The following is a 15,075-nucleotide window of genomic DNA, read 5'->3' as shown; positions in this document are numbered from 1 at the left end:
AAGAATCGCAATTAAGGAAGATGAACTAGATGCAGTCAGCAAGAGATAATGTATGAGGCTCTCGTGATTTTCGGGCAGTTCCTGTTATTTTTAGCTGCAATATGCACAAAAGCAACAAAGTGCTTAACTGGTGGAATTTAATGACCCCGGTCGCTCGTGCGGTGACGATCGCACTCGTGGCACCTCTGTTAGTTTTAAACGCCTGGGCGATCTCGTCGATCTTCGACTATTTTCACTCGCTGCTGGTGATTTTAATTGCTGCCTCCCTGCTGACGTTTCTCCTTAATTACCCTGTGAGCTTTATGCAGGCTCATGGTGCAACGCGTGGACGAGCCGCGATCGTCGTCTTCCTCTTCACGCTCTCGATCTTTTTGGGGTTGGGCGTGACGCTGGTGCCCCTGGCGATCGAGCAGGCACAGCAACTCGTCCTCCGATTGCCTGAATGGTTTGATTCAGGACAGCGCCAGTTATTTTTGCTGAATGATCAAATTGAGAGTGCCGGGTTTCCGATCAATTTGGATATTTTGGCAGAACAGATCACCGATCGGCTCAAAAGTTCGCTTCAGGGCATCACCGGAGAAGTCTTGAATCTAGCGGTGTTCACGGTGACGAGCCTGCTAGATCTTCTGCTGACGCTGGTGCTGACGTTTTATTTATTGCAGCATAGCGATCGACTCTGGCAAAGCCTGATCGAATGGTTGCCGACTTCGATTCGTCAACCCTTTTCGCAAACCCTGCGCCTCAGCTTTCAGAATTTTTTCTTTGGACAACTGATCTCAGCCACGTTGATGGGTTCGACGCTAACGATCATTTTTCTAGTGATGCGAGTGCCGTTTGGGTTGCTGTTTGGGCTGACGATCGGCACGATGGCGCTGGTGCCGTTTGGTGGCTCAGTAGGCATTGCGATCGTCACACTCCTAGTAGCACTGCGAGATATTGGGGTCGGCGTTGAAGTGTTGATTGCTGCTCTAATCGTGCAGCAGATTGTAGAAAACCTGATTGCCCCTAGAGTGATTGGCAGTGTGACGGGCTTAAACCCAGTCTGGGTGTTCTTGGCGATTTTAACCGGGGCGCGAGTGGGTGGGCTGTTGGGCGTTGTGATTGCGGTGCCGACTGCGGTTGTGGTTAAGAGTGCGCTAGTGGCGTTGCGATCGCCCACTCCGGTGATTGTCACGCCCGCCGATCATGCCGCGATCTCCCAACCCAACACAATTGCAGAAAAGCCAGAACAGAAAGCAAAAGAGATTGCGTCAAGCCAACCCGTAGAAAGCTAGCGCGATCGTTAAAACAAAAACGGCATTGCTAAATAGTGACATGAATTGCCAGATTCGCCCCGCTTCGCGAGGAGGACGTTCTATTTAATTTCACCTAGCTACTTACTACTGAGTACGAGTATAAACACTGGGTATAAACTGCGAGATCCGTTGAATCTACTGAGAAAGAATCCGTAAAATCCCGGCTTCTTTCTCAGCAAACCTGGTAGAAACTTTATAGTTAAGTCAGGCTCAAGGCAACGAATAAAACTGATAGGCTCAAGTCAGTGCCTCTCCCTATAAATGTGTTTCTACCGCTTCTTTCAATTACTTAAATTAACTGGTTACGATGTTGAAACAAGACAGTCTGCTTCAAGATCAATTTCTCCGCATTGGCACTGTAGAAATTAGTTTAAGTCAGTCAGAAGAGCTTTTTCGGGCGTATGTAGAAACCGCCAACGACATGGTATATACCGTAGATTTAGCAGGGGCCATGACCTACATTAATTCTTATGGGCAAAAACTCCTAGGGTGCCACGAAGATGAGATTTTAGGACATTCTTGCTTAGATTTTGTAGCCCCTGCTTATCGAGCCAGAACGGCAAAAGCATTCAACAATCTGATCAAAACTGGAGAGCTTAGAGATTTTGATTTTGTGCTGCAACCCCGCACGGGTCCAGAAATTCACTTAGAAGTCAATGGCAAACTGCTATATCGAAAGGGCGAACTCGTCGGCGGCATGGGCATTGGGCGCGATATCAGTGAGCGCAAACGCATCGAAAAGCAGTTACAGATGTTTTCGAGAGCGGTGGAATCTGCTTATGATGCTGCGGTGATTACTGATTTGAGAGGCGAAGTTCTCTACGCTAACCCGGCGGCTGGTCGAATTTTTAGCTGGCGATCGGGGGTTTTGCAAGGCAAAAGTGCCGAGATCTTTTACCCAGAGCGGCGACAAACTCAGTGGCTCGTTCAGCAAGCGATCGCAGGCGGCTGGAGCGGAGAAGTGATTTGCAGCCGTCGCAATGGAGAGCGGTTTCCGGCACTCGTCTCGGTTGGGCCGATTTATGACGAAAAGAATCATCCCATAGCGGTCTCGTTTATCACGCGAGATATCACTCAGCAAAAGCAAATCGAAGCAGAGTTAGCTTCCAAAAATATCGAGCTAGAACGTGCAAGCCGTTTGAAATCAGAATTTTTAGCTAATATGTCTCACGAGTTGCGAACGCCGCTCACCTCGATTTTAGGATTTTCCTCCATTCTAAAGCAGCAAATCTTTGGGCTATTAAATCCTAAGCAGCAACTCTATACTCAGCAAATTCACAAAAGCGGACAGCATTTGCTGAGTTTGATTAACGACGTGTTAGATCTGTCAAAAGTTGAAGCAGGACAGATGCGGCTAGAGATTAGCCCGATCGTCGTCAACGATCTATGTGAAGACACGTTAGCTCTAGTGAGTGAGCAAGCTAAAGCCCGCAAAATCAAAATTCATTACACCGTGCAGCCCCACTTGCCTTACTTGATGGCTGACGAGCTACGAATCCGTCAAATGCTGTTGAATTTGCTGGCAAACGCCATTAAATTTTCAGAAGAAGAGAGCGAAATTGGGCTAGACATCAAAATGCAAGCTGAAGAGGTGCAGATGACCGTTTGGGATCGAGGCATCGGCATTCCTGAAGATAAGCAGCATCTTTTGTTCAAGCCGTTTCAGCAGATCGATGGCTCGCTCTCTCGCCGTCATGAAGGCACTGGGCTGGGGTTAGCGTTGACTCGCCGCCTAGCTGGGCTTCACTCTGGCACCGTCGAGGTAAAATCGTGCGAAGGACAGGGGAGCCAGTTTGTGATTCGCTTGCCTTTCAACGCCAGTCTGGTTAGCGATGCGGGTGGATATGACATTCCTCAAGGCTCGATCGTGCCTCACATTAAATAGGGATCGCAAATTAAATAAAGGATCGTGAATTAAACCACGTTGGTTACTTGTAAGGTCAATGGGCACGGCAGTGCCGTGCATGCAGATGCTGGGTTTATTGAATTTGCAATCTTAGCCTTGGAAGAATTGCTCGATCGGAGTTCTGATTATTTATAGAGTTGTCGCGAAGTGGTATCGTTTGGATGCCCGATACGAATCTCGTCTGAGTCTTCATGCTCTCTGATACTGCTCTTTTGGCGTTTCAATTTACGTCTCCTGGCCCGATTTTGGTCGAATGGGGTCCGATCGCGATCCGGTGGTATGGGTTGCTGATCGCCTCGGCTGTTTTAATTGGGGCAACCCTCTCTCAGTCACTAGCGGCTCGGCGGCAAATCGACCCTGACTTGCTGAGTGATTTGGCGGTTTGGTTGGTGATTGCCGCCATTCCGAGCGCTCGGCTTTATTATGTGCTGTTTCAGTGGCAAGATTATGCCCAGCAGCCTCAAAAGATTATTGCCATCTGGGAGGGAGGCATCGCGATTCATGGAGCCATTTTAGGAGGCGCGATCGCCTCGCTGATCTTTGCAAAACTGAAGCAAGTTTCATTCTGGCAACTGGCTGATCTGGTGGCACCTTCGCTGATTTTGGGCCAAGCGATCGGGCGGTGGGGCAATTTTTTCAATTCCGAAGCGTTTGGCGCACCCACTGATCTGCCTTGGAAACTGTTCATTCCTCGCTATGTAGTCGAAGGTGGCAGACAAATTGCCCGTCGCCCACCCGGATTTGAAACGATTGAATATTACCATCCCACCTTTCTCTATGAATCACTGTGGAATTTGATGGTGTTTGGGCTATTGATGACGCTGTTCTTTCGAGATCTGCAAGGCAAGCCGCGTCTAAAAGTTGGCACGCTATTTTTGGTCTACTTGATAGGCTACAGTTCGGGTCGCGTGTGGATTGAAGGACTCCGTACCGATAGTTTGATGTTGGGGCCGTTGCGGGCAGCACAGATGGTCAGTTTAGCGGGGATCGCGATCGGCACGATCGGACTTGTCTGGCTCTACGGCTTGGGGCGATCTCTCCCCGATGTGGTGTCTGATCCCAATGCTCCTCCAGAACCCTTGCATTGAGTAATAAAAAACCCCCAAAGAGTAACTCTCTGGGGATAGTCAGGGTGCATCTACCATATCCTTTTACTCAGATTGCCCGTATAGATCCGGAAAAACTCATGTCATCAAAAATCATTTTTTTATTGAGCTAGTTAAGTAGTTGTGACGAGAGGGTTGAGCAATGCTAAATGCGTCAGAAACATCTCGTTTAAAGTCGGTTCCCCTAGCGGCAGGTGTTTATATTGTGGGTGCGGGGCCAGGAGACCCGGATTTATTGACGGTCAGAGCGCAGAAGTTAATTGCTCAAGCCGATGTAATTTTGTTTGCTGACTCTCTGATCCCGCAGCAGATTCTTGAAGAAGCTCGATCGGATGCCGAAATTATTCAAACTGCCAGCAAAACCTTAGAGGAAATCTTGCCACTGATGATTGCACGAGTGCGATCGGGTTGCTCAGTGGTGCGGCTGCATTCAGGCGATCCTAGCCTGTATAGTGCGGTGCAAGAGCAGATGCAAGCCTTGGTTGACGCTCAGATTCCGTTTGAGGTGGTGCCCGGAATCAGTGCCTTTCAGCTAGCGGCGGCTCGGCTGCGGGTCGAACTCACCATACCGGGAGTCGTGCAGTCAATTATTTTGACTCGGATTAGTGGACGCACCGAAGTTCCGATCGCGGAAGAACTCTCGACGCTGGCGGCTCATCGTGCCAGTTTGTGTCTTTATTTGAGCGCCCGTCACGTCGAAAATGCTCAAGCAAAATTGATGCAGCACTATCCGGCGGAGACTCCGATCGCGATCTGCTTTCGGCTGGGCTGGGCAGACGAAAAAATTCGGCTCGTGCGGCTCGACCAAATGGCGATCGTCACCCACGAGCAAGACCTGATTAGAACGACGCTTTATGTAATCAGTCCGGCTTTAGCAGCAGAAACCGTTCCCCTAGAGTTTGGGGTAGTTGAGCGTGGGGACTGGACGGATCAGCGATCGCGGCTCTATCACCCTGACCATAGCCGATTGTTTCGACCAGAGCAGACTGCCCTCACCCTAAATCCCTCTCCCCAAGGAGAGGGACTTTGAATCTTGCCCCCTTCTCCTCGTGAAGGGTTGGCGAGGGTTTCGCCCCGCTTCACGAGGAGGGTTTTCTTAATTCCACCGCTACTATGGGTAAAAACTTAGCTTTGGTAATCCTAATGTTTCTTCCCAACCCATCATCAGGTTGAGACATTGGATGGCTTGTCCTGCCTGTCCTTTCATTAGGTTATCGATCGCAGACATCACAATCACCCGATTGGTGCGCGGATCGACTTCGACCCCGATATAGCAAAGGTTAGTGCCCCAAGCCCACTTTGTCTGTGGGTAAACCCCTCCTGGCAACAGCTTCACCCACGGAGAGTTGCGATAAAACGCGCCATAGATGGTCAACAAATCTTCTCTGACCAGCCCTGGGTCGCGCAGCGTTGCGTAGACCGTCGCCAAAATTCCCCGAACCATCGGAATCAGGTGAGGCGTGAACTGCACCAATACTTCGTGCCCCGCTAGGTCGCTGCAAATCTGCTCAATTTCGGGCGTGTGACGATGCCCTGCAACGCTGTATGCCCCTAACGAGTTGTCTGCCTCAGCCAGCAATAAGCCAGTTTTGGGCTGCCGTCCACCGCCAGAGGTGCCAGATTTTGCGTCCACGATCGCCGTTTCGGTCAGCACTAAGCCTTGCTTAAAGAGCGGTGACAATGCCATCAAACTCGCCGTCGGATAGCAACCCGGACAGCCCACCAACTGTGCTTCGGCAATGCGATCGCGATACAACTCTGGCAGACCATAAACGGCGGTCTCAGCGACCTCGCGATCGTCTCGCTCCAGCCCATACCAGTGAGTGTAAGTATCGAGGTCAGAAAATCGATAGTCTGCCGATAGATCCAAGACTTTGCAGCCTTTCTCTAACAGTGTCGGAGCCATTTTGCACGCCAAGCCATTCGGCAGCGAGAGAAACACAGCCTGACAGCGATCGGCAATCTTTTCAAGGTCGATCGGCTCGATCATCTGTTGCACTTGATGCCCCAGATGCGGATAAAGGCTCGAATATTCTTGCCCTGCACTGCTGTCGCCGCCCAAATAGGCAAGTTCTAACTTTGGATGGTCGGTCAGGAGCCGCACTAACTGCACCCCTCCATAGCCTGATGCACCAATCACACCAACGGGTACACGCTCTAAGTCACCCATGTTTCTTGACCTTTACGACAGATGAACTACTAGACTTCTGCTGCATTGTAATCCTCAAATTGTCGAAGTGGAGAATGACTTGAAGGTTTTAAGCGATCGCCTTTCACTCTAGCGTTAGTTTGAGCTTAACTTTGGCTTCATAAGATACGGAGAAGCGATTGTTATTCTGAAAAAGCTCCTGAAATGAGATGACTTGCGACGTAGTAGGTAATTAATGCCTGGAGTTTTTGAGTGGAGGAATTTACAATACTTAAATATAAAGAGTGAGTTCAAGATACTGTACTCTGATTTTCTATTCCTGCATTTACCTAGTTGATTCTCTGAGCGCCCAGAAATTAGTAGTTTCTAGGTTGAGCACTTCGGTTCAAGCATTCTTCGGCAACAGAAATCCTTCCCAGATCAGAACGCTTCCGAAGTCAAAGAATTACAATTAAAGATAAAGCCGCTTCAAAAAACTTTACGGTGTTACCGCTTTGAACCTCTCCGTTAACGCTCAACCCCTTTCTAACCAGCCGTTTCCTTTTGATTTGATCGAGGATGCTCTCGTGGATCTAAAGGCAGGGAAAGCGATCGTCGTCGTCGATGATGAAAATCGAGAAAATGAAGGAGACGTGATCTGTGCTGCTCAGTTTGCGACTCCAGACTTGATCAATTTCATGGCAGTCTATGCGCGGGGTCTAATTTGCATTGCCATGACTGGCACCCGTTTGGATGAACTAGACGTTCCTCTGATGGTGCGAGAAAACACTGACAGCAATCAGACTGCTTTTACGGTCAGCATTGATGCCTCTCCAAAAGTTGGAGTCACGACTGGAATCTCGGCAGACGATCGCGCCCGCACCATTCAGGTGGCTCTCAGTCCAGATACCCAACCTGCTGATCTTCGTCGTCCGGGTCATATATTTCCGATTCGCGCGAGAGAAGGCGGTGTTTTAAAGCGTGCGGGTCATACTGAAGCAGCCGTCGATCTGTCTCGCCTTGCTGGACTCTATCCGGCTGGAGTGATCTGTGAAATTCAGAATGCTGATGGCTCAATGGCGCGGCTCCCTGAGCTTGTGAAATACGCCAAGATGCACGATCTAAAAATCATCAGCATTGCAGATCTGATTAGCTATCGGCTGCGGCATGAGCGCTTTGTGTGCCGCGAAACGGTTGCCGATATGCCCTCCCAATTTGGGCAGTTCAAAATTTACGCCTATCGCAATTTGCTCGATCACTCTGAGCATGTGGCGATCGTCAAAGGCGATCCCGGAGAGTTTGGCGATCGCCCTGTGATGGTGCGGGTGCATTCAGAATGTCTGACGGGCGATGCCCTCGGTTCACTGCGCTGTGATTGCCAAATGCAGCTACAAGCCGCCCTCAAAATGATCGAAAATGCTGGGATGGGGATCGTCGTTTATCTGCGGCAAGAAGGGCGCGGCATCGGTTTAGTTAACAAGCTCAAGGCTTACTCGCTGCAAGACTTAGGACTCGATACCGTCGAGGCAAACGAGCGATTGGGCTTTCCAGCCGATTTGCGAGACTACGGCGTGGGGGCGCAAATTCTCAACGATCTAGGAGTTAAACAAATTCGTCTGATCACGAACAATCCTCGTAAAATCGCTGGCTTAAAAGGATATGGCTTGGAGATGGTTGATCGCGTGCCTCTATTGATCGAAGCCACCTCCTACAATTCTTCTTATCTAGCGACCAAAGCCGAAAAAATGGGTCACTTGTTTCTGCAAACTTATCTGGTGACGATCGCGCTGCACTTTGAGCATGAAGAATCGGTGACAGAACGCTATGAACGGCTCGAAAAGCTGCGGCATCTGGCTAAAATCTACGACTTGACGCTGCAAGAAGAAGCGCGACCTGTAGCATCGGCGTTGTTTGGTGAGCGATCGCTGATCGTGCATCTTGGATTTGAGCAAGCCTTAGTGAGTGGTGCTGATTGGTATCGATCGCCCGGACATCCTTATATTTCTGCGATCGGGCAGATTCTTGACAATGTAACCTGCTGGTCATCAGTACAAACGCTGGAGTTTATTATTTCGCCAGGGTCTGATCCTTTGATCGGCTTGCAGATGCAGATCGATCGACAGACGTTCTCGATCAATCAGTTGCCCTCGTCGATCTGCGATGCGCTGGAAACTCAAACTATCTATAGTTTTTCTAGAGGCTAAAATCAGTTCACCCTTAAGATCTCTGCCTGACAACCGATGTGCCACTCAGCCATCTGCGTGAATCTAATCGAGTAGGTTTTGTGCAGTTATCATGCGGGCTAAAAAATCGCTTGACCTCACGGTCACACCAGAGCTTCAGCAAAAATTGATTCAGGTGCACGATCGGCTCTGTCAGACTTATGGGTGTCCGATTCCCTACTTTCACGAGCTAGACCCACTCAGTGAACTGTTTTCAGCCTTGCTGTCTCACCGCACTCGCAATGCCGACTCTGCCAATGCCTTTCATGAACTGCGGCGACGGTTTCCCACTTGGGAGCTAGTGCGCGATGCTCCCGTTGCCGAAGTCGAACAAGCGATCGCTCGCTGCACTTGGGCAGAGCAAAAAGCGCCCCGCATTCAACAGATCTTGAAACTGATCAGCGATCGTCGGGATGGCGATCTCTCGCTAGATTTTCTCAAAGATCTTTCTGTCACAGACGCAAGAGCGTGGCTCGAATCGCTTTCTGGAGTCGGACCTAAAACGAGTGCTGCGGTGCTGTCATTTAGTGTGCTGCGTCGTCGCGCCCTCCCAGTCGATAGCCATCATCACCGAGTTGCGATTCGATTGGGGTTGATTGTGGAAACGATCGCGGTTGCCCCATCACACGCCATTTTAGAGGCTCAATTGCCGTCAGACTGGACAGCCCAGCAAGTCTATGACAATCATGAAGTCTTAATGCTTCACGGTCAGCGCTGTTGCTATTATCAAAAACCCGCTTGTCAGCGTTGCCCAGTGTTCGACCTCTGCCCCTTTGGACAATCTCGACACCCTAAGGGAGCTGCATGAAAATGAAATCCCAATTTACAAGTTAAATCTGCCAGTTTTTGAAATTGAAGCGGGTACTTGATGGAGCTGTAACTCTCTGAGCGCAGAGCCTAAACTCCAATCAGGATAATTGCCGAAATAGGGGGGTTATTCTGTGAAGATTCGGTGTAAAACCTAAAAAAAACAGGAGTTATCCGGTTTCCACACAGCATAATTTCCTTGTAGAGGGCATTTATACTTTATGTGAGGAGTTCAAACGGCAGAAATAGTAGTTAAATTGCAGTAAAAACTACACTTGTACTATCTGCTACAATTACTCTAACTGCAATTTAACTACTCATTGCAGCCGATGCAACAAATAAGTCACGCGCAAGATTTTGACACACTCAAGCACGGCTGAATTCGCTTCAATTAGGCGGCTTGAATTTCTGGTGGGGACAACAAGAAGATCGTTCGTCTGAGGTCGGTATAGTTGTTAGAAGGGCTACTCTTAAGGCATATTTGGAGTTATTGAAACCATTGAGATCATTAGCAATTGCTGATTGATTTAGTCTTATGTGAGAGGCATCTATTCTAAGCTTGTAAAGCGTATCAGTTCTAAATTTGAAGGGTTAAAAATGGTAAAGGATCTACTTGATTTAGCGAAAAATCTCCTGGGTCTGAAAGCTGATCTCGACAAATCTGTCCTTGAACGTCGTCAGCGTGTGGCAACGTATCTTAATAATATTTCAGATTGTTTGAATCAGTCTGTTAAAAAGTTTCGTGAGGGCGAAGTTCCAGCTAGTTTGTGTTCAGAAGTTGATGAATATTTATATAGCCTGTTTGACATAGTTGGGGAGGAGGTTGGTGAAGAGAAGCTAGAGCGATATAAACAAATACTTGCCAACGCATTAGTTTATAAAGGACGAACGATAAGTGCTTTCCTTCAAGGTACGTCTCTTGAGTCCGTTGCAGATTCAGGTTCACTAGATGTCATACCAAAGTCCAAACTACAAACTGTTGAAGCAGATTTGCGAGTGCTTGAAGATGCTGCCGGACGGTTTAAAGCTTTAGCAAACTCAATGCAGGTCTGACTCAGTTTTTGGGATGACCACCGCCTAACAACCGCGCTGCACCGGAACGATGAAGTATTGTCGGTTGGTTGCAAAGGTTATCTGCGTCCGGTGAGCGCGACCGTTAGCTGTCTTCTATCGAGACTCTCGTTACCGAAAAATAATCGATTTGTCGCGGAGGTTAAGGGCTTTGGTGAGCAGATATTGACAGGAAATACCTCAAGCAAAATAACCCATTTTTATATGAGCAACGTCTACTGTATAGCAACTTTGCCTTTGCGTGCTGCTTAAACGACAGACCCGAAATAGCTGTTTACTAAATTGATATCAAGAATTAAGAAAATGACAAACAATCGACCTGATGAAAGACCTGTTCAACAAGTAAAAGCAGGAAGGAATGCAGAGGTAATTGGCGGAAATAAAATTGCCTCTACACGAGTCAATGTTTGGATTCCATTTTTTCTATTTGGTGTTTTGGCTTCAGGAGGATTAGCCTGGGCAGTGAATTCTGGATGGCTTACTGGTTCAGGAAATCCTCAACAGTCTTCACCCCAACCCGGTTCGACCTCAACAGAAAGAACGACAAAGCCATAGGGGAAATAGCCGTGTCTCAAAAAGGGAATGCAGGTCGAGATCTGATTCAAGTTGGTCGAGATTATTTTCGGTATCTTCAAGTCAACATTGAAGCTGGTAATTGGGTCGTTATCCTATCCAATCTTTTCCTCATCTTTTTTGTATCGGGAATGGTTGGACTTGGAGCGAAGACTGGCGTAAAAGAGATACAATCTCGCATTCAAGAAAATTCATCCATACCTCCTTCTATAACGCCTTATTCTCCTGTACCATCCCCTTCTCCATCCCCGACTCCTTCTTCTGAAGCATCAACAGAATCACCTCAATCTTCTATAACGCCTTATTCTTCTGTACCATCCCCTTCTCCATCCCCAACTCCCTCTTCTGAAGCATCAACAGAATCACCTCAATCGCCCTCTTATACATCTGAATTGAAACCGAAGCCAGAGGATATCGAACTCAACGCAAGAGTAGTTAAAGGTTCAGACTTTTCTACATTTGACGGAACAGTAACAAATACAAGCAATATTGATGTAAAAGAATTTTCAATTAAAGTCAAAGGCACTGTATCTGGTTGGGGAATATACCCTAAGGAAGGTTCCAACCTTCTGCCTATTTGTCAGAGTTTAAAAGGGAGTCAATTTGTAGATAATATTGGTAGAGTTAAGAATTTGAAAGCTGGAGAAACAAGACCCATAGTTTTATCCTTTAGATATGATGAGGCGACGTTCTATTTTCCTAAAGATTTTCCCGAAGATTATAAAAATAGTCCAGATCTTGATAAGTGTGGGATTACGTTGAGCTATGTCAGCCAATACCAATTGGAGGTTGTGGATTTGAATTAGTTATATAGTTTTCCATAGCAAAAGATACGAAAAAGAGATCTCGGAAGAATCAAAACTCACCTAGCAACTTTGGATTAATAGGAGACGTTAAGTTTTGAGGGCGAGCGATTCTGTAGTTCAGGATTTAGAGAGGTTGATGCCGGGAGGAGGCGATCGCTCACTTGTAGGTCAGATAAAGTGTACCGAAACCTAACATCATCTATTCTCTGGACAATAGTTACGCCGAATGCTCAGGTTAGAATAGAGGAACAAAAGTTGGAATAAGGTCAAACCTATGGCAGTCCGGCAACCCCGCTACAGCAAAGAAGAATTCGCTCGATATGGCGATGAGACCTATGAAACTCAAGTGCGCCCTCAAGTCGAGGAAGGCAATTATGGCAAGATTGGGGCGATCGATATCAGCGCTTGTTAGAAGCGAGTAACTTCGATCGTGCGTCGCGATCGCTGAAAACAGACATCGAATTCTCGAAAGAAGTTTGTTTGTCCAAGGATTAAGGGTATCTGAGAGGCTTGTGCCCAAGCAAATGCTAGGCGAGCGGGTTCCAAATTTCCAATTTGAATATGCACAAACATACCTCGTGCTTCAACCCTTGCAAGATTCCCAGCCAATGGCAAGCGGACAGTTTGTTCCTCCCAAATTGCACCCAATTGTAGCCCGATGTCATAAGGTAATAGATTAACCGTAGACCCACAGTATCCAGCAGTGCATTCGTGGAGACAGAAAAGCTTGAATGACTCAGAGTGATGGGAATTGTGGGTAATGCTTCATCGTCAGAAAAGGGAAATTCGATTGTACTAGGCATGAGTTGATGCCTCTTGGTCATCCTGGATCATCTGCATCAGAATGTGTGCAGCTTCTGTTGCATCGTAGGGCGACCAAACTGGATACTCTGATGCAGAAAAGATGACTTGTAGTTCAGCGTCTGGGATTTGTGCGGCTAGAAGTTTGAAGAGTGATAATTTGTCCGACTGGCTCAGATTGTTCACTAAAGGAATCAACTCAAAGAGAGACATAGTTCAAACTCCCAAACATACGAGAATGCGTTTATCATAAGCGAGACCAGTGAGAAGCGGTCTAACAATCCGTTGCACACTGACCGTATAGAGTCTCTTCGCGGAGTTCGAGAAGCTACTAGCGGCGGGTGAACGGGGTCGTTAGCGTTCCGTTTGCGGGGCGCTGTTAAAGAGAAAGAAAAAAGTAAAGGGAAATGATAGCATTCGGTCAACAGTCAAAAGGGCATGAACAGTCTACTATTCAGACAGTTATGCCATCGCAGAATGGGTGCCATATTAGCTCGATCGTCAGCTTGTCCCTGCTGATGAATCATTTAGCCATTGGTGATGTAATCTCATTTTCATGCGACTCCCTAGGGAGACGGCGACGCTGAAGGAAGGGGTAATGGACTAGCACCCCCGCTCGGAGACGCACTAGGGCTAGGCAACACTCCAGGCTGATTGCCTTTTTGCAAGGTGACAAAAATGTCGTAACGAGTAGTGCGATCGCTCGTCACAGCCGATGTGACCCCGATCGATTTTGTGGCTTCTAGCACCATGCGATTCATTGGGGGCAATTGCAGTAATGGGAAGAAATTATTGAGGCTGAGGGCGCGATCGACATCCATAAAGAAGTGCCCATTATTCTGCTCTAGCGTGGTTTTGGTCGTTTTTCTAAACGCTTCATTTTCAGCTAGCGAATTTGCAGGCTTTGGTAAGAAGCTCGGAGCCGCAGAAGCCCCCAGATTGAGGCTGAGAAATGCGACATCGCCATCTAGCCAACCGTGAGTCACGCTGATATCCCCCGTTGGCAGCGACCAGTTGACCACCGACTGACCCTCAACTTTTGCGTCCTCGACTTTAAAGGTATATTTGCTTGCCATCACTTCGTCTAGCTGTTTTAGCGTTTTTTCTGCGCTGCGACGATCGTTGCTTTGCACCATAAATACCAAACTGGTCGGTGAAGGGGATGACGATTTTTGAGGAGACGGAATCAGCGCGATCGCAAATTCTCCCTGCATCCAGTTAAGCAAGTCTTGATCTAGATCTAAACCCACTGATGATTTGACTCCCTGGCGCAGCTTTTCTGGGTTGCTCAATAGTCCCTGCGGAAAAATATAGCGCACCAAACTTGAAGAAGCCCCTTGGGTAAACTCTTGCCAAAATTGCTTTAAGTCCCCGCCGGATGCCATTCTTAGTGTCTCTGCTGGAAGACGACTTGGCATGATCTTGGCGGTGTTTCTGCCCTCAAACCGTTGCTTGCTGTTGGGAGTCAGCCACCAAATCGTTTTAAATTGAATGCCGTCAGGCTCGATCGTTGCCGTGGCAGCAAGCCCTTGGTTTTGCTGAAGCTGGTTCATCAACCCTTGGGACGGCACTGGACGATTAGAGTTTGCCGACGACGAGTTAACCAGTGCAGGAATATTGACATACACACTTCCCAAAGATTGCTCGGCTTTAATCTGTTCTAAAGCGTTCCCATAACCGGGAGTGCCAGAGAGCGCTTTGCCCCCTTTATAAGTGTCGATCGCTCGGTCGATCGCCTTTGGAGTTGTTGCAACGACCAACTGGGTATCTAGCGCGGCGATCGACACACTTTGCGCCGGGGTGCCCAGCATTTCGCGAACGTCTACGGCCTTATATTTGCGGACTGACCACCGACCAGTCTTAGTGGCTGAAGACTGATCTAAAATCTCTTTTGCCTTGGCGGGATTAGCGATCGGCAGCACCATCACCGTCGGTTCAGGGTTGGCAGGTAGAGCGGGCTGAGACGGAGCGGGCACCGACACTCCTAACTGAGGTGATAAAAACGCCAGCGTCACTTCTTTGCCCACCCAGGGCTGCACATCTCGCTGAAAATCTAGCCCTTTGCTGGTGAGAAAGCGATCGCGCAACTGCGCCAAATTTTGGTCAAAAGCGGCTTGACTGCGAGGAGTGCCAAACGATCGCAGCCGCTCCCACTGACTTGGCTCGGTCGAGACTGACACGACCATCAGCGCATCTTGAGGAACGACATTCGCGCCGACTGGCATAACGCTCAAGCGCCCTTGCCGAGACACCAGCCAATAAGTCACCGCTCCGCCACCAATGAGAAGAGCAGAGGCTCCGAGTGTTAGCAACAGAAGAAGCTTTTGCGATCGAGGTTTAGTTTTGGCTTTCATCAATAG

At 48.3% G+C, this 15,075-nt stretch carries 14 protein-coding genes; 10 read left to right on the top strand and 4 right to left on the bottom strand.

What is annotated here, in order from left to right:
* Positions 1-101: 101 nt before the first annotated feature.
* The 4 genes from BRW63_RS02940 to cobM all read left to right on the top strand — a co-directional run bounded on the left by BRW63_RS02940 (position 102) and on the right by cobM (position 5,337).
* Positions 102-1,274, top strand: a complete 1,173-nt coding sequence (locus BRW63_RS02940; RefSeq protein WP_073069419.1) for an AI-2E family transporter — start codon at positions 102-104, stop codon at positions 1,272-1,274.
* Positions 1,275-1,602: 328 nt separating this feature from the next.
* Positions 1,603-3,180 carry a sensor histidine kinase gene (locus BRW63_RS02935; RefSeq protein ID WP_083582644.1) on the top strand — a complete coding sequence of 526 codons (1,578 nt, stop codon included), beginning with the start codon at positions 1,603-1,605 and terminating at the stop codon, positions 3,178-3,180.
* A gap of 212 nt (positions 3,181-3,392) precedes the next feature.
* Complete coding sequence (lgt, locus tag BRW63_RS02930) at positions 3,393-4,289, top strand: prolipoprotein diacylglyceryl transferase (RefSeq protein ID WP_073069418.1); 897 nt, start codon at positions 3,393-3,395, stop codon at positions 4,287-4,289.
* A 160-nt stretch (positions 4,290-4,449) separates the two neighbouring features.
* Positions 4,450-5,337: a precorrin-4 C(11)-methyltransferase gene (cobM, locus tag BRW63_RS02925; protein ID WP_073069417.1), complete on the top strand. Its 888-nt coding sequence runs from the start codon at positions 4,450-4,452 to the stop codon at positions 5,335-5,337.
* Positions 5,338-5,418: 81 nt separating this feature from the next.
* Here the strand turns inward: cobM and argC are convergent, their stop codons facing one another.
* On the bottom strand, positions 5,419-6,477 hold the full coding sequence (argC, locus tag BRW63_RS02920) for an N-acetyl-gamma-glutamyl-phosphate reductase (protein WP_073069416.1): 1,059 nt from the start codon (positions 6,475-6,477) through the stop codon (positions 5,419-5,421).
* Between the two features lie 473 nt (positions 6,478-6,950).
* On the opposite strand from argC, the gene ribBA reads away from it, so the two are divergent.
* From ribBA to BRW63_RS28040, 6 genes are all read left to right on the top strand, one after another.
* Positions 6,951-8,639, top strand: a complete 1,689-nt coding sequence (gene ribBA, locus BRW63_RS02915; protein WP_073069415.1) for a bifunctional 3,4-dihydroxy-2-butanone-4-phosphate synthase/GTP cyclohydrolase II — start codon at positions 6,951-6,953, stop codon at positions 8,637-8,639.
* Positions 8,640-8,730: 91 nt separating this feature from the next.
* Positions 8,731-9,465: an endonuclease III domain-containing protein gene (locus BRW63_RS02910; protein WP_073069414.1), complete on the top strand. Its 735-nt coding sequence runs from the start codon at positions 8,731-8,733 to the stop codon at positions 9,463-9,465.
* 596 nt (positions 9,466-10,061) lie between these two features.
* Positions 10,062-10,517, top strand: coding sequence for a hypothetical protein (locus tag BRW63_RS02905; RefSeq protein WP_073069413.1), 456 nt, complete (start codon positions 10,062-10,064; stop codon positions 10,515-10,517).
* Positions 10,518-10,838: 321 nt separating this feature from the next.
* Positions 10,839-11,090: a hypothetical protein gene (locus BRW63_RS27485; protein ID WP_073069412.1), complete on the top strand. Its 252-nt coding sequence runs from the start codon at positions 10,839-10,841 to the stop codon at positions 11,088-11,090.
* Between the two features lie 11 nt (positions 11,091-11,101).
* A complete protein-coding gene (locus BRW63_RS27110; RefSeq protein ID WP_143161991.1) occupies positions 11,102-11,914 on the top strand; it encodes a hypothetical protein in 813 nt (270 codons plus the stop codon).
* A gap of 274 nt (positions 11,915-12,188) precedes the next feature.
* Positions 12,189-12,326: a hypothetical protein gene (locus BRW63_RS28040; protein WP_181314325.1), complete on the top strand. Its 138-nt coding sequence runs from the start codon at positions 12,189-12,191 to the stop codon at positions 12,324-12,326.
* Here the strand turns inward: BRW63_RS28040 and BRW63_RS28725 are convergent.
* The 3 genes from BRW63_RS28725 to BRW63_RS02880 form a co-directional block, all read right to left on the bottom strand.
* Positions 12,323-12,487: a hypothetical protein gene (locus BRW63_RS28725; RefSeq protein ID WP_223257274.1), complete on the bottom strand. Its 165-nt coding sequence runs from the start codon at positions 12,485-12,487 to the stop codon at positions 12,323-12,325. The genes BRW63_RS28040 and BRW63_RS28725 overlap by 4 nt on opposite strands.
* 222 nt (positions 12,488-12,709) lie before the next feature.
* Entirely contained in the window at positions 12,710-12,928 is a 219-nt protein-coding gene (locus tag BRW63_RS02885; RefSeq protein WP_073069410.1) for a hypothetical protein, read from the bottom strand.
* Between the two features lie 353 nt (positions 12,929-13,281).
* Positions 13,282-15,069: a DUF3352 domain-containing protein gene (locus BRW63_RS02880; RefSeq protein ID WP_073069409.1), complete on the bottom strand. Its 1,788-nt coding sequence runs from the start codon at positions 15,067-15,069 to the stop codon at positions 13,282-13,284.
* Between the last annotated feature and the right edge of the window lie 6 nt (positions 15,070-15,075).

Origin of the sequence: Phormidesmis priestleyi ULC007 (genome assembly GCF_001895925.1) — a bacterium.
Lineage (GTDB): Bacteria > Cyanobacteriota > Cyanobacteriia > Leptolyngbyales > Leptolyngbyaceae > Phormidesmis_A > Phormidesmis_A priestleyi_A.
This window is presented reverse-complemented; position numbering and strand designations above follow the sequence as displayed.